Genomic DNA, 14,390 nt, shown 5'->3' on the forward strand with positions numbered 1-14,390 from the left:
CTCATTGTATCTATCGAAACCTCTGTCAAAGGCAAAGGTGCAAGCCATCACGCGTTGTCGTGCGGCCAGGTTGGCGTGCGGTAGGACATGCGGCGCACCGACCCGGTTTTGGAACGCATCAGCAGGGTGGTGGTTTCAACCCAGCCCGGCTGGCGTTTGATCCGCGGCAGCAAAGAGCCACCGGTCACGCCAGTTGCGGCAAAGATCACGTCTGCGGTTACCATCTCATCGCGAGAATAAACGCGGTCCAGATCGGTGATGCCCGCCTTGGCGGCGCGGCCACGCTCGTCGTCGTTGCGGAACAGCAGGCGGCCAAAGATCTGCCCACCCATGCATTTCAGCGCGGCAGCGGCCAGAACGCCCTCGGGTGCTCCGCCTTGCCCCATGTACATATCGATGCCGGTCTCTTCGCTTTCGGCACAGTGCATGACGCCGGCCACGTCACCATCGGTGATCAGGCGGATCGAGGCGCCGGTTTCGCGCACTTCAGCGATCATCGCTTCGTGGCGGGGACGCTCCAGAATGCAGACGGTGATGTCGGCAGGCTTGCAGCCCTTGGCATTGGCCAGCGCTTCAACACGCTCGCGCGGGCTCATGTCGAGGTTCACGACGCCTTCCGGAAAGCCCGGACCAATGGCCAGCTTGTCCATATAAACATCGGGTGCGTGCAGCATTGATCCGCGCGGGCCCATCGCGATCACGGTCAACGCATTCGGCATGTCCTTGGCGGTCAGAGTCGTGCCCTCAAGCGGGTCCAGCGCGATGTCCACGCCGGGGCCGTTTCCGGTGCCCACTTCTTCGCCGATGTACAACATCGGTGCCTCGTCGCGTTCACCTTCGCCGATTACAACGACGCCTGCGATGTCCAGAAGGTTCAGCTGTTCGCGCATCGCGTTCACAGCCGCCTGATCCGCAGCCTTTTCGTCACCGCGTCCGACCAGCGAGGCCGAGGCCAGAGCGGCCTGTTCTGCGACCCGCGCAAGGCCCAGAGACAAAAGGCGGTCGTTGAAATCGATTTTGGCAGCGCTCATTTTTTCGTATCCTCAGGTCAATAAAGGCGTTTCATCGGGCATAGCCTGCGTTTTGTGCAGGCCGCAAGGGTCAAACCTCTTCAATCCGCAGTGCAACGGGCTCTCCCGACACGACATCGGTCGTCCGGAGGCCTTCCAAAGCGACATCCAGCGTGGCACGCGTGGTCTTGTGCGTAACAATCAGAACCGGCGCGGTGGCTTCGGTGTGCCCGTACTGGCGCATTCGATCGATTGAGACACCTGCATCACCCAGAATAGCCGCCACTTTCGCCAGAGCACCCGGTTTGTCGAATAGTGCAAGGCGCAGGTAGTAGGGGGCGGGCAGGCCGGTTATGGCAGGTTTTGCCTCTTCCAGTGTCGTGGCGGGACGGCCAAAAGTTGGGATCTGCAATCCCCGCGCCAGATCGCAGACGTCGCCCATCACGGCGCTTGCCGTCGGACCTTCGCCTGCGCCAGGGCCGCGCAGGACAACCTGATCGACCGCGTCGCCTTCGATCACAACCATGTTGGTGCCGCCTTCCAGCTGACCCAGGGGCGAGCCGCTGGGTACAAGGCACGGCTGCATCCGTTGTTCCAGACCGCGTGCCGAGCGCTGAGCGACGCCCAGCAACTTGATACGATAGCCCATGTCGGCTGCCTGATGAATGTCATCCAGACTGATGTGCTGGATGCCTTCGATCTGGATGCCGTCGAAATTCGGTTTGGTGCCAAACGCGATTGAGGACAACAGCGCCAGCTTGTGCGCCGCGTCGATGCCGCCCACGTCCAGGTTCGGGTCAGCCTCGAGGTAGCCCAGCTCGGCACATTCCTCGAACAGCGCGTTATACCCCAGCTCCTGCGATTGCATCCGCGTCAGGATATAGTTGCAGGTGCCGTTCATCACGCCCATGACGCGGGTGATCTCGTTCCCGGCCAGCCCCTCGGTCAGGGATTTGATCACGGGGATACCGCCCGCAACGGCGGCCTCAAAACGGATCACACGGCCTGCGGCCTCCGCTTTTTCAGCCAGCTCCTGACCGTGAATGGCCAACAAAGCCTTGTTCGCGGTCACCACATCCTTGCCAGCGGCCAACGCGGCCTCGACAGATGCTTTGGCGGGGCCGTTTTCGCCGCCCATAAGTTCGACAAAAATATCGACATCGTCGCGCTGCGCCAATGAGACGGGATCAGTCTCCCATGCATACTCCGACAGGTTCACGCCGCGGTCTTTGTTTGCGTCGCGCGCAGAAACAGCGGTGATTTCGATCGCGCGACCTGTACGCGCCTGCAGCAGGTCGGCATGGCGGCGCACGATCCGCACGACACCCACGCCAACTGTTCCCAAGCCGGCAATTCCCAGCCGCAGCGCCTGTGTCATCCCGTGGGTTCCTTTCCGCTCGAATGTCCTTGGTTTCGGGCTGTTTGCCCGTTCAAAGGTGCCTTAACGGGTTCGGCGTCGAGGCGCAATCCGGGACAGCGGTAACAGTCGGTTGAAACGCGAAAGGTCAGTTGGTTTGCGCGTTCTGCAGCGCTTCGGCCCTTTTGGCCAGCGCTTCGCGGCGCGCGGTCAGGTCTTCTTCAACCTCGGCCGCTTGGTTCACGGGATCTATGGGCGGGCCAAGAATGTCCTGAAGTGGGACCAGCTTCGGGTACGCGGCCGAGCGCACATTCGGCTGTTCGCGTCCTTCCAATTCCGGGAAGTCCGTGCAGGCTGCGCAAGTTAAAACCAGAACCAAAAGTGGCAGGGGCTTCATACCGAACCCTTTCAATGGTGACTGACCCCGTGATGCACCTTTTGCGGCGGTCGTTCAAGCGGGGTTCTATATGAACGCTTGTTCATATACGGTGGCAGTATGGCACGTACCCAAGGCTCACACTCCGATATCACCGGCCCGCGCATTCGAAAAGCAGCGCTGGGGCTGTTTGCCCGATATGGCTATGCAGCCGTGTCCATGCGCCAGATCGCAAAAGACGTGGGTGTGCAGGCGGGGGCGCTGTACAACTACACGCCCGACAAGCAAAGCCTGCTGTTTCGCCTGATGCAGGATCACATGCAGGATCTGTTGGCCGCTTATGGTGAACTTGAAAAACCCACCGATGCCGAGACTGCGCTACGCCGCTTTGTCGGCTTTCACATTCGGTTTCATATGGAGCGACCGGATGAAGTCTTTATCGCCTATATGGAGCTGCGCAACCTCACGCCCGAAAACTTCTCGGAAATCGAAGGCCTGCGCCGGGCTTATGAGGATTCGCTTGAAGCCATCTTGCAGGATGGGCAGAAGTCTGGGCTCTTCTCGGTTGCCGATACCAAAATCGCGACCCTGGCCGTGATCGCGATGCTGAACGGTGTGATGACCTGGTACCGTGCAGGCGGACGCTTGTCGCTGGACGAAGTAGAGCAGGTTTATTGGGATATGGTCAGACGCGCCGTAACCGCCTGACCAACTTTGTCTAATCAGTGCGCGGCGCGGATGAATGTGCCATTGCGGAGTTCTTTGAACGCCAGTTCCAGTTCGGCACGCGTGTTCATGACAATTGGGCCATGCCATGCGACAGGCTCATCAATGGGCGCGCCGGAGATCAACAGAAACCGGACACCTTCCGGACCAGCTTGAACCGTGACCTCATCACCGGTGCCAAACCGAACCAGAGTGCGGTCACCGGACAGATCACGGATGTTAACCTCTTGTCCCGCGACTTCTTTTTCCAAAAGCACGCCGGTAGGTTGTGATGCATCGGCAAAGGCCGCCTGTCCTTGGAACACATAGGCAAACGCCCGCCGGCAGGTGTCGATGCGAAAGGTCTTTCTCACACCGGCCGGAACCTGAATATCCAAGTACTGCGGGTCGGCGGCAATACCGTCTACCGGGCCGGTTTTGCCCCAGAACTCACCAACAATAACGCGCGCAGTGGTGCCGTCATCATCAATGACCTCGGGGATCTCTTTGCTTTGGACATCCTGATAGCGGGGGGCTGTCATCTTTTGATCTGACGGCAGATTGCCCCACAGCTGGAAACCGTGCATTTGGCCCGCACCGTTTCCCTTGGGCATTTCCTGATGCAGGATTCCGGACCCAGCGGTCATCCACTGAACGTCGCCTGCGCCCAAAGTGCCGGTGTTGCCCAGCGAATCCGAATGCTCGACCGAGCCGGACAGGACATAAGTTATGGTTTCGATGCCGCGATGCGGATGCCAAGGGAAGCCTGCCTGATAATCCTTGGGGTGATCATTGCGGAAGTCGTCGAACAACAGGAACGGGTCAAGCTCGGACGGGTCCTGAAAGCCAAACGCCCGGTGCAATTTGACGCCTGCGCCTTCCATGGTTGGCATGGCTTTGCGGGTTTCCAATGTTGGTCTAAGGGACATGATGGCCTCCTGAATTTGTGAGGATCATGTATGCTGTTGGCGATATGCGTCAATTTGCGTGCAAACACGGGTGCTGTGCGCAATTCCATAGTCGGCTTCCCTCTGTTTTTCGGCAGACAAAGCGGATAAACCCGGACCGAGCAGAGCAGGGGACGTCAATGCAACAAGAAATTCTGGCCACGGTCCGACCTTCATCATCCAGACGTTGGATAGGGGTGGGGATGCTGTCGACCGTGGGTGTGCTGGTCATCTATGTCGCTTTGACCACGCCACCGGAACCGGCCTGGCTGGTCTTTTTACTTGTCGTTGGTGTGGCGGCGTTCTGGCTGGCCTATCGCATGTGGCAAGCCACCAGTGACTGGATCGAGCTGACCGAGACTGAATTGCGGACCGGTTCAGGGCAGGTGATTGCGCGTGTCGAAGATATCGAGTCGATCGATCAGGGGGTGTTTGCGTTCAAGCCGTCAAATGGATTTTTGTTGAAGACTACGGAAAGCGCAGGAAACAGCTGGGCACCGGGACTGTGGTGGCGATTGGGGCGCCGTGTTGGCATCGGCGGCCTGACCACAGCCGCCGAAACCAAATTTATGCTCCAGGTGCTACACCCACTACATCCTGCTGACAGAACCGATCAGAAACGTTTGCCTTAATTGTCGGGACAAATCGTGGACGCGTGAAAACCACGTTGTCAAACTTATGCGGACTGGCCAACCAATCAGTGTTAATCGGCGGATCATAGTCTTTGGATGTTTCCACAACGATCAAAGTGTCCAAGTCCGCCATCGCTGGCAGGGTGTCAGCCAATGGTTTGACGTTTCCATTGTTCCAAGTACCCGTAAACCCGCAATGTGTCGACCACTCAACAATATGAAGATCGTCTTCGGCGTTGTACCTGACCAGTGACAAACGCATCTTCAGCGGCGTGTTATCGCGCACCATTCGATTGAATATCACATACATGGAGCTCGCGTAGGTGTCGGTAATTTCGTTCTCAGCTTCTCGCGAGATCAAGTCGCTGACCGTGAACGCAGCTTTCAGGTTGGCGGTGCTTTCGCGAAATCCGTCAAAATACCCGTAAGTCATCACTACGGACCATACGAGCATCGGAGCTAACAGAGCCGATTCCACCGTCAGGCTACCACTTTCGCGACGCACAAAAGTCCCGAGAGCGCGTCGGAGGCATGAATAAAGACGCGTCATATCAAGGCTCCTGAACAAAGGTTGTCGTTGACGTAAGTGTGATCAGGCCATCATCGTCTGACAAAGCCCGGCTCATGTCTGTTCCACCCCGTCCTAATGCCGTCGTCGGGAAAAGCGGATCGACCCTCGCGCAAGCGCGCAAGATCATCAGTGCATTCGCCCCGCCACTTGAAAACTCTCGGACCGGTTTGGCCTCTTCCGCCCTATCCGCACAGTCCGCTTCGACAGGGAGGTTCACCCCCCCATATGGGTCTTGAACAATCATCTCCAACTGCAGGTTTTTGGAGCAATCTTGCATGATGACCATTTCATTGCAGATCGCGTCTTTGATCGTATCGTGCTGCGTGTCCTCCAAGCCGATCCCAAGTCGAATGTTACGCACAACTAGGTCCATGGAACGATCCAGCATCGCCTGCTGAATTGTGACCAGCGAATATTCGATGACGCCCAGAATGAAGAACATGTAGACGGGGAACCAAATGACGAACTCAATGGTCAAGCCACCGTCCTCAGTGCGTTTGAACCGAAGAACTTTTCCCAGAGCTTTGCGGATCATTGCGTCAACCTCAGGCGTTTGATTGCCGTAGCAATTGAGTCAAAGACCTCTGTAATCGTACGTTGGTCATCGCCCAGGCCGCCACTCGCTTTGACTTCGTAAAAGAACCCTGCGCCGCTGGAACAATTTCTAATCGCAGTAACACCTACGTCGGGCGCTTCAAATGCAATGCCATAGACATCAACATTCTTACCCTTGACTTGGGTACAGATATCGCTCAACCGGGTGTCTTTCTTGGTCCGGTAAATCTCGGTGAATGCGTTGTCATACCAAGTTTGATTGTGGTTGGACTGCCAAGCGTAGTTGTACTCGGCGTTCCAGTCCAAAGTGACGCGATTCCACAGTTGCGGGTAGGTCAGGCGCACTGATTGATCTGCCGCTTCACCGCCAAAGGGTTCGGTCTGGCCCTCCAACTCCTGTCTGGTCCAATAGTACGCAGGCGGCTCGTCAGGGGCAGATGTGCGGACGCTATATTCGCCGCCGTACCTGTCGGTTCTACAGCGGAGTTGACCATACCTATTATACCAACAACTTCTGACCTCATGCTCATAATTTGGGTTGTACCAAACATCCGAAGGCCCATCGCGGTATGCCTCGTTCAAAACCCAGTTTTCAGTGTTCTCGCCGTCGGTCATGACGATCAAGATTTTTTTGACGTCTGATTCATACTTCATCGGACGGTTGTCAAACACCGCCGGAACAATCTTCTTAGGATCAAGGCCCGTGGTGACATCCAGACCCGTATCCGGATCTACAGAATCAGGATCGGCATTTTGTCGGGAAAGCTTGTTAATTACAGGCTGAAATTGAGGGTCCAGCAGCGCGGCCCCCCATTTCACTCCGATATCAATCGAAGTGTTTCCGCCTGGAGTCATCGCCGCGATCTGATCGTGCAATTCGGAAACAACGTTCGTCACTGCTGTAATATCGCTGCCCGCACGGGTGGTGCAAACCGAGCGCGAGATTTGGTGTCTTTCGTCATTGTAATCGTCATAATAGTTTCTGCGGTCGAAATGCGCCGTACGATTGAGACTTTTGTCCGGGTCAATCCAGTGTTCTCTGAAATCGCTATCCACAAAGTCAACGCAGTGCGAATAGTCGTGCTCGGTCGTTACACCGGGCATGTTGCCCAGGATATTTGCACCGGCGTTTACTTGGTTGTTGTACGGTATGATCGAGATCGAAATCTTGTCCGGATTCTCTTTCTGATACATCGTCGTCACAAACTGTGTAGCGGCGTCCTTAAGAGCTTCCATTTTTGTTTTGTTTTCCGTCGCGGAATCCCAGCTCATCGATCCGGAGATATCGAGAACCATCGCGATTTCGATCGAGCCGATAGACTCTTCCGCGACACTTGTGACCGCGGCTGTAAGCGTTCCGTATCCAAAAAACGTCAGGAAGTGTGTTTTAACGTCTACTTCAGCGTTGGCCGTGACCTTCCTTGATCCACCGCGAGGATCATCGACCACCACAGGTTCTCCGGTTAGTTTGCCCCGGACCTCAGACTTCTCGATATAGGATTTAACCACTTCCACCGGTGGGAGTTCTTGTTTGACGTTCGCTGCAGCAAGAACCGCACGATCGAGCGTACCTTGGAGGCTGGCCCTGTCACGCTCAAAGTTCATTATGTCCACACCGATTCCGGCTGTCGCCATGATGAGGATAAATCCGACGGCAACAAAGATCGTAAAGACCCCGCCATCCTCGTCGCGGGAAAAACGATCAGCAGACGCAGCTGCTTTCTTAAAATTCTTGGTGTTGCACTTAAATATGCGCATTTTCATCTGGCCGACCTCGCTGAGCAGACATCCGGCGCTGCTAAGGAAAAGTTAACGTTTGAAAACTAACGGCGAATCGTGGCGTGAATTGGGCGGAAGTGCCGAAGATATGGCAACTTTGGGCGCGAACCGTAGATAATTGAACGGCTTTTTTGCCTCTGTTTTCGGTCAGGCGACAATTCTTCCAAAGTTAAGCGCCGTGCGCGACTCAGCCCGGTCCGAGAGCTTTCGTGACGATTTCGGGTTTTATTGTTGCTTAATTATTGATCGTTTAGGCAATGGGTGCGACAAAACGTCAGAACGCTCGTCGTTCGTCGGCACGGAGGATTACATGACGGCCATTAATGAACCCAGCTTTCGCGAAAGTGTAGATTTGATGTTTAACAGGGCGGCGTCCCTTATGGACCTGCCGCCGGGGTTGGAGGAAAAGATTCGTGTCTGCAACGCCACCTACACTGTTCGGTTCGGCGTCCGACTGCGCGGCGATATTCATACGTTCACCGGTTACCGCTCGGTTCATTCCGAGCATATGGAGCCTGTAAAGGGCGGTATTCGTTACGCCCTTGCTGTGAACCAGGACGAGGTCGAGGCGCTTGCCGCCCTGATGACTTATAAATGTGCTCTGGTTGAAACGCCCTTTGGTGGATCAAAAGGGGGATTGTGCATCGATCCCCGCAAATACGAAGAGCACGAGTTGGAGCAGATCACCCGCCGCTTTGCCTATGAGCTGGCGAAGCGCGATCTGATCAACCCGTCGCAAAACGTGCCAGCCCCCGACATGGGAACGGGTGAGCGTGAGATGGCCTGGATGGCGGATCAATACGCCAGGATGAACACGACGGACATCAATGCACGCGCCTGTGTTACAGGAAAGCCGCTGAACGCGGGCGGTATCGCAGGCCGGGTTGAAGCAACAGGTCGCGGCATCCAATACGCCCTGCGTGAATTCTTCCGCCACCCGGAAGACATGCAAAAGGCGGGGCTGACCGGCAAGCTGGATGGAAAACGTGTCATCGTTCAGGGGCTGGGCAATGTGGGTTATCACGCCGCGAAGTTCCTGAGCGAAGAGGATGGATCCAGAATTGTCGGCATCATCGAATGGGATGGCGCGCTTTATAATCCAGACGGGATCGACGTGGAATCCGTGCGGCAATGGATCGTCAAGCATGGCGGTGTCAGTGACTATCCGGATGCGACGCACTCGGCCGAGGGTGGTGCAGTTCTTGAAGAAGAATGCGATATCCTCATCCCGGCTGCTCTGGAAGCGGTCATCAACCTGTCAAACGCAGACCGGATCAAGGCGCCTTTGATCATCGAGGCTGCGAATGGTCCTGTGACTGCAGGTGCGGATGAGATTCTGCGTAAGAAGGGCACGGTGATCATTCCGGACATGTATGCAAACGCGGGCGGTGTGACCGTTTCCTATTTCGAATGGGTCAAGAACCTCAGCCATATTCGTTTCGGTCGCATGCAGCGCCGTCAGGAAGAGGCGCGGCACGAGCTGATCGTGAGTGAGCTGCAGCGGCTGGATCGTTATCTTGGCGATGCCTGGTCGATGTCTCCGGACTTTAAGGCCAAGTACCTTCGCGGCGCGGACGAGCTGGAACTGGTGCGCTCGGGCCTCGATGACACGATGCGCATTGCCTATCAATCCATGCGCGAAGTCTGGCACAGCCGCGACGATGTCGAGGATCTGCGGACGGCAGCCTATATCGTGGCCATTGACCGCGTCTCGAAAAGCTATCGCGCCAAAGGGCTGTGATGTTTTGAAATCAGGGGCAGCCTGGCTTTGTCAGGCTGCCCCAACGGTATGGGCTGGCCGACTTAACCACGGTAGATACGCCAAAAACGGCAATGGCAGGCCGTGCCTGCGACAGGTAAGCTGCAGCGACAGAATCGATTACCGGAGTTCCCTATGTTGCGTATCGCCATTGCAGCCGCTTTGCTGGCCACCCCATTAGTTGCGGAAGAAACCAAAGAGCAAAGCTGCCAATACCAGGCTGAAGTTGTTGCGGCGATCCAGAAGGCACGGCTGGACCGTGTAAAAGAGCGCAACGTGCCCCAGGCAGTTGCCGAAACCAGCCCGACATGGCCCGAAAATTACAATGCTGCCATCCCGTTGATCGCGCCTTGGGTCTACGAACAAAAGATGCGCGATGTACGCAAAAAGGATCTGGGTGCCGCGTGGCTTGAGCTGTGTTTGCTGCAATAATCCACAGCCCCATCATTTCCCTGTGGACAAACGCGCGTCATACCCTTGGCGCGCGTTCTTGTTTCTGTCAGGTTTGACCCATGTCTCTGCCCCCCGGATTTCTGGATGAACTACGCACCCGCCTGAGCCTGTCACAGGTTGTCGGGCGTAAAGTCATGTGGGATCCGCGCAAGTCCAACCAGGGCAAGGGGGACATGTGGGCGCCATGCCCGTTTCACCACGAAAAGACCGCGTCCTTCCACGTCGATGACCAAAAGGGGTTCTACTACTGCTTCGGGTGCCATGCCAAAGGCGATGCGATCAGCTTTGTGAAAGAGACCGAGAATGTCTCATTCATCGAAGCGGTTGAAATTTTGGCGCGCGAGGCAGGCATGCCCATGCCTGCACGCGATCCAAAGGCACAGGAAAAACAGGACCGCCGGTCGCAACTGGCCGACGTCATGGAGCAGGCCGCGCAATTCTTCCGCTTGCAACTCAAGACCGGGGCAGGGGGCGCCGCGCGCGATTACTTGACCCGTCGAGGATTGGATGCACAGGCGTTGGACCGGTGGGAGATTGGGTTTGCGCCGGATGGCTGGCAAGGGTTGTGGGATCACCTGCGCGGCAAGAACGTGACCGAGGACCTAATCCTTGGGGCAGGGCTGGCCAAACCTTCGAACAAGGGCAAAAAGCCTTATGATACGTTCCGCAACCGGATCATGTACCCTATCCGCGATCCGCGCGGGCGGTGCATCGCGTTTGGCGGTCGGGCAATGGACCCCAATGACAATGCGAAATACCTGAACTCGCCCGAAACGGAATTGTTCGACAAGGGGCGCAGTCTTTATAACCACGGTCCGGCACGACAAGCCTCCGGCAAGGGGCAGCCCTTGATTGTAGCCGAAGGGTATATGGATGTAATCGCCCTAGCCGAAGCCGGGTTCGGAGCGTCGGTCGCGCCGCTGGGCACGGCTATTACCGAACACCAGTTGCAGCTCCTGTGGCGCGTCTCGGACGAACCGATCATTGCGCTGGACGGTGACACGGCGGGTTTGCGTGCCGCGATGCGCGCGGTTGATCTGGCCTTGCCGCTGCTGGAGGCTGGTAAATCCCTGCGGTTTGCCCTGATGCCCGAGGGCAAGGATCCCGATGATCTGCTGCGGGCTGAGGGTCCGGCAGCTGTGAAATCAGTGCTTGAAGGCGCGATCCCGATGGTCAAACTGCTGTGGCAGCGTGAAACAGAGGGCAAGGTGTTCGACAGCCCGGAACGCAGGGCGGCGCTGGACAAGGTGCTGTACGATAAGATCAGCCAAATCAGTGACAAGTCGATCCGGTCGCATTACGAGCAGGCAATCAAAGACCTGCGCTGGCAGTTGTTCCGTCCGCAACGTCAGCCGCAAAATCGCCAATGGCAGCCACGGGGTAAGTGGCAACCTCCGAAACAGCCAGCAACCCCCGGTGCGCGCTCATCTTTTCTGGCGTCTTCAGAAACCGCGGATATCCAGATGCGCGAGGCTGCGATTCTGGCAATCGCCATCCTGAACCCCACTGTTGTGGTCCAATTCGAACATCAGCTTGAAGAAATGGAGTGCCACGATCCCGATCATGCCGCTTTGCGCGCCGCCATCCTTCGGCATGCGATCGACGATCCAGAGCATCTGAAAGACCACATTTTTGAAACTTTGGGCGGCGAAATCCTTGAAAACCTGCTGGCCCTTCGCCATGTCGCAGTAATCCCTTGTGTGTTCAAACCAGGCGACGTCGAAAAGGCCGAGATGACTCTGGCCGAGGAACTCGCGAAAATCAAAGCGCTCCGGGGATTGGATGCCGAGATTGCCGAAGCTGCAGAGGAACTGTCTGATCTGGCTGATGAAGCGCTGACATACCGGCTGGCCCAGGCCGCCGAAGAGCGTAACCGCACAAGCCGCAGTCAGAACGAGGATAGGGCGGTTTTTGACATCGCCGATAACGGCGCACGAATCAACCGCGACGAGAAAGACGCGTTTCAGGCGATCATGTCTGGCATCAATTTTGAACGGAAACGTCGCTAAAGTGGTGTTTTCGTAAGGCACTGGAAAAGAAAAACGGGTAAACGGGTGGCCGAATCACTTCTACGCGCTAATGATTCGGTACAAACGAATCACCCATCCCTGCAGGAGCATTGAATGGCCGCCAAGGATACAAACGAAGACCGCAAATCCGACGAGCAGGAACAGGAAATCTCGCTGGACATGAGCCAGGCCAACGTCAAGAAAATGATCGCCGAGGCCCGCGAGAAAGGTTACATCACCTACGACCAGCTCAATCAGGTTCTGCCGCCTGATCAGGTCAGCTCGGAACAGATCGAAGACGTTATGTCGATGCTGTCCGAGATGGGCATCAACATCATCGAAGATGAAGAGGCCGAGGAAGAAGAGAACAAAGGCTCGACCGAACTGGTTGCTGCAGAAAGCAACCGAGAGGTTGCGCTGGCGGGTGCTGGTGCTGAAAAGCTGGATCGCACAGATGACCCGGTCCGCATGTATTTGCGCGAGATGGGCAGCGTCGAACTGCTGAGCCGCGAAGGCGAGATTGCCATCGCCAAACGGATCGAAGCCGGTCGCAACACCATGATTGCCGGTCTGTGCGAAAGCCCGCTGACCTTCCAGGCGATCACCATCTGGCACGACGAATTGTTGTCCGAAGACATTCTGTTGCGCGACGTCATTGATCTGGAGGCCACGTTTGGCAACCAGTTAGACGAAGACGGGGATGTTGAAGAGCCGGTTGTCGACACGTCTGCGGTTCAGGCGGCAAAACCCGCCAAGGACACCGGCCCCGAGCTGGACGCCGATGGCAACCCGCTGAATAACGATGACGATGATGACGACGACGAGCAGGCCAACATGTCGTTGGCCGCGATGGAAGCCGCGCTGAAAGATCAGGTTCTGACCACACTGGAACGGATCTCGACCGACTTCTCGATGCTGTCGGAAATGCAGGATAGCCGGATCTCGGCGACTCTGAACGAAGACGACACCTTCTCGGAAAAACAAGAGGCGACCTATCAACAGCTGCGATCTGAGATCGTCGAATTGGTGAACGGTCTGCATCTGCATAACAACCGTATCGAAGCGCTGATCGACCAGCTGTACGGCATTAACCGTCGCATCATGTCTCTGGACAGCTCGATGGTGAAACTGGCGGATCAGGCGCGCATCAATCGTCGTGAGTTTATCGACGCCTATCGTGGACGCGAACTGGACCCGAACTGGCTGACCGAGATGGCAGAAAAGCCGGGCCGGGGTTGGCAGATGTTCATCGAACGCTCGACCGCCAAGGTCGAGGAACTGCGCAACGATATGGCTCAGGTCGGTCAGTATGTCGGCCTGGACATCCCTGAATTCCGCCGCATCGTGCAGCAAGTTCAAAAGGGTGAAAAAGAGGCGCGTCAGGCCAAGAAGGAAATGGTCGAAGCCAACCTGCGTCTGGTGATCTCGATTGCCAAAAAGTACACGAACCGTGGCCTGCAATTCCTTGATCTTATTCAGGAAGGCAACATCGGCCTGATGAAGGCGGTGGACAAGTTCGAATACCGCCGCGGGTACAAGTTCTCGACCTATGCGACCTGGTGGATCCGTCAGGCGATCACGCGTTCCATCGCGGATCAGGCCCGTACGATCCGTATCCCGGTTCACATGATCGAAACGATCAACAAGCTGGTCCGGACCGGTCGTCAGATGCTTCACGAAATCGGACGTGAGCCGACTCCGGAAGAACTGGCCGAAAAGCTGCAGATGCCGCTTGAGAAGGTTCGCAAGGTGATGAAGATCGCCAAGGAACCGATCAGCCTTGAAACGCCGATTGGCGACGAGGAAGACAGCCAACTGGGCGATTTCATCGAGGATAAGAATGCTGTGCTGCCTTTGGACAGCGCCATTCAGGAAAACCTCAAGGAAACGACCACCCGGGTTCTGGCCTCGCTCACACCGCGTGAGGAACGTGTTCTGCGGATGCGTTTTGGCATCGGTATGAATACCGACCACACTCTGGAAGAGGTTGGTCAACAGTTCAGCGTGACCCGCGAACGTATTCGTCAGATCGAGGCGAAAGCGCTGCGCAAGCTCAAACATCCCAGCCGATCGCGCAAATTGCGGTCCTTCCTGGATCAGTAATCAAAAAGGCGCCTCAATCGAGGCGCCTTTTTCTTATCCGTTCACGCGTTATCACGGTGACCGGTTCAAACCTCAAATTGGCGAGAACTCACAAGTCATGCGGCGATGTGGCCCCTATTTCTGCCTTGTCCACT

General features: G+C 56.5%; 13 protein-coding genes. 6 read left to right on the forward strand and 7 right to left on the reverse strand.

Going from position 1 to position 14,390, the window contains the following annotated elements:
* Window positions 1–47: 47 nt before the first annotated feature.
* The 3 genes from glpX to AC2FID_RS00885 form a co-directional block, all read right to left on the reverse strand.
* Window positions 48–1,031, reverse strand: a complete 984-nt coding sequence (gene glpX / locus AC2FID_RS00875) for a class II fructose-bisphosphatase (RefSeq protein WP_058274789.1) — start codon at window positions 1,029–1,031, stop codon at window positions 48–50.
* A 70-nt stretch (window positions 1,032–1,101) separates the two neighbouring features.
* Window positions 1,102–2,388: a homoserine dehydrogenase gene (locus AC2FID_RS00880; RefSeq protein WP_472723458.1), complete on the reverse strand. Its 1,287-nt coding sequence runs from the start codon at window positions 2,386–2,388 to the stop codon at window positions 1,102–1,104.
* A gap of 127 nt (window positions 2,389–2,515) precedes the next feature.
* The gene (locus tag AC2FID_RS00885) at window positions 2,516–2,764 is read right to left on the reverse strand and encodes a hypothetical protein (RefSeq protein ID WP_496834979.1); all 249 of its coding nucleotides are present in this window, start codon (window positions 2,762–2,764) and stop codon (window positions 2,516–2,518) included.
* 99 nt (window positions 2,765–2,863) lie between these two features.
* On the opposite strand from AC2FID_RS00885, the gene AC2FID_RS00890 reads away from it, so the two are divergent.
* A complete protein-coding gene (locus AC2FID_RS00890; protein WP_282118800.1) occupies window positions 2,864–3,451 on the forward strand; it encodes a TetR/AcrR family transcriptional regulator in 588 nt (195 codons plus the stop codon).
* 14 nt (window positions 3,452–3,465) lie between these two features.
* Here the strand turns inward: AC2FID_RS00890 and AC2FID_RS00895 are convergent, their stop codons facing one another.
* Window positions 3,466–4,377: a pirin family protein gene (locus tag AC2FID_RS00895; protein ID WP_496834981.1), complete on the reverse strand. Its 912-nt coding sequence runs from the start codon at window positions 4,375–4,377 to the stop codon at window positions 3,466–3,468.
* Window positions 4,378–4,535: 158 nt separating this feature from the next.
* Between AC2FID_RS00895 and AC2FID_RS00900 the strand changes: the two genes are divergently transcribed.
* Window positions 4,536–5,027, forward strand: coding sequence for a hypothetical protein (locus tag AC2FID_RS00900; RefSeq protein WP_282168607.1), 492 nt, complete (start codon window positions 4,536–4,538; stop codon window positions 5,025–5,027).
* Here the strand turns inward: AC2FID_RS00900 and AC2FID_RS00905 are convergent.
* Genes AC2FID_RS00905 through AC2FID_RS00915 form a run of 3 tightly spaced genes read right to left on the reverse strand, consistent with a single transcriptional unit; the run spans window position 4,963 to window position 7,917 of the window.
* Window positions 4,963–5,577, reverse strand: a complete 615-nt coding sequence (locus tag AC2FID_RS00905) for a TadE/TadG family type IV pilus assembly protein (RefSeq protein ID WP_282118797.1) — start codon at window positions 5,575–5,577, stop codon at window positions 4,963–4,965. The genes AC2FID_RS00900 and AC2FID_RS00905 overlap by 65 nt on opposite strands.
* A gap of 1 nt (window position 5,578) precedes the next feature.
* Window positions 5,579–6,133 carry a TadE/TadG family type IV pilus assembly protein gene (locus tag AC2FID_RS00910; protein ID WP_282118796.1) on the reverse strand — a complete coding sequence of 185 codons (555 nt, stop codon included), beginning with the start codon at window positions 6,131–6,133 and terminating at the stop codon, window positions 5,579–5,581.
* Entirely contained in the window at window positions 6,130–7,917 is a 1,788-nt protein-coding gene (locus AC2FID_RS00915) for a TadE/TadG family type IV pilus assembly protein (protein ID WP_282168606.1), read from the reverse strand. The genes AC2FID_RS00910 and AC2FID_RS00915 overlap by 4 nt, the downstream gene beginning before the upstream one ends.
* 325 nt (window positions 7,918–8,242) lie before the next feature.
* Here AC2FID_RS00915 and AC2FID_RS00920 point away from each other — a divergent pair, with 325 nt between their 5' ends.
* The 4 genes from AC2FID_RS00920 (at window position 8,243) to rpoD (ending at window position 14,256) form a co-directional block, all read left to right on the forward strand.
* Window positions 8,243–9,673: a Glu/Leu/Phe/Val family dehydrogenase gene (locus tag AC2FID_RS00920; RefSeq protein WP_282118794.1), complete on the forward strand. Its 1,431-nt coding sequence runs from the start codon at window positions 8,243–8,245 to the stop codon at window positions 9,671–9,673.
* Between the two features lie 153 nt (window positions 9,674–9,826).
* Complete coding sequence (locus AC2FID_RS00925) at window positions 9,827–10,123, forward strand: hypothetical protein (RefSeq protein WP_282168605.1); 297 nt, start codon at window positions 9,827–9,829, stop codon at window positions 10,121–10,123.
* Between the two features lie 80 nt (window positions 10,124–10,203).
* Window positions 10,204–12,153: a DNA primase gene (gene dnaG, locus AC2FID_RS00930; protein ID WP_496834985.1), complete on the forward strand. Its 1,950-nt coding sequence runs from the start codon at window positions 10,204–10,206 to the stop codon at window positions 12,151–12,153.
* 114 nt (window positions 12,154–12,267) lie between these two features.
* Window positions 12,268–14,256, forward strand: a complete 1,989-nt coding sequence (gene rpoD / locus AC2FID_RS00935; protein ID WP_058277324.1) for an RNA polymerase sigma factor RpoD — start codon at window positions 12,268–12,270, stop codon at window positions 14,254–14,256.
* The last annotated feature ends 134 nt before the right edge of the window (window positions 14,257–14,390 follow it).

The sequence above is a fragment of the Ruegeria sp. CDSC068 genome (assembly GCF_059610545.1).

Excerpts from the sequence above, each read along its gene's own strand:
- glpX (WP_058274789.1), bottom strand. The coding sequence starts at position 1,031 with ATGAGCGCTGCCAAAATCGATTTCAACGACCGCCTTTTGTCTCTGGGC.
- AC2FID_RS00880 (WP_472723458.1), bottom strand. The coding sequence starts at position 2,388 with ATGACACAGGCGCTGCGGCTGGGAATTGCCGGCTTGGGAACAGTTGGC.
- AC2FID_RS00885 (WP_496834979.1), bottom strand. The coding sequence starts at position 2,764 with ATGAAGCCCCTGCCACTTTTGGTTCTGGTTTTAACTTGCGCAGCCTGC.
- AC2FID_RS00890 (WP_282118800.1), top strand. The coding sequence starts at position 2,864 with ATGGCACGTACCCAAGGCTCACACTCCGATATCACCGGCCCGCGCATT.
- AC2FID_RS00895 (WP_496834981.1), bottom strand. The coding sequence starts at position 4,377 with ATGTCCCTTAGACCAACATTGGAAACCCGCAAAGCCATGCCAACCATG.
- AC2FID_RS00900 (WP_282168607.1), top strand. The coding sequence starts at position 4,536 with ATGCAACAAGAAATTCTGGCCACGGTCCGACCTTCATCATCCAGACGT.
- AC2FID_RS00905 (WP_282118797.1), bottom strand. The coding sequence starts at position 5,577 with ATGACGCGTCTTTATTCATGCCTCCGACGCGCTCTCGGGACTTTTGTG.
- AC2FID_RS00910 (WP_282118796.1), bottom strand. The coding sequence starts at position 6,133 with ATGATCCGCAAAGCTCTGGGAAAAGTTCTTCGGTTCAAACGCACTGAG.
- AC2FID_RS00915 (WP_282168606.1), bottom strand. The coding sequence starts at position 7,917 with ATGAAAATGCGCATATTTAAGTGCAACACCAAGAATTTTAAGAAAGCA.
- AC2FID_RS00920 (WP_282118794.1), top strand. The coding sequence starts at position 8,243 with ATGACGGCCATTAATGAACCCAGCTTTCGCGAAAGTGTAGATTTGATG.
- AC2FID_RS00925 (WP_282168605.1), top strand. The coding sequence starts at position 9,827 with ATGTTGCGTATCGCCATTGCAGCCGCTTTGCTGGCCACCCCATTAGTT.
- dnaG (WP_496834985.1), top strand. The coding sequence starts at position 10,204 with ATGTCTCTGCCCCCCGGATTTCTGGATGAACTACGCACCCGCCTGAGC.
- rpoD (WP_058277324.1), top strand. The coding sequence starts at position 12,268 with ATGGCCGCCAAGGATACAAACGAAGACCGCAAATCCGACGAGCAGGAA.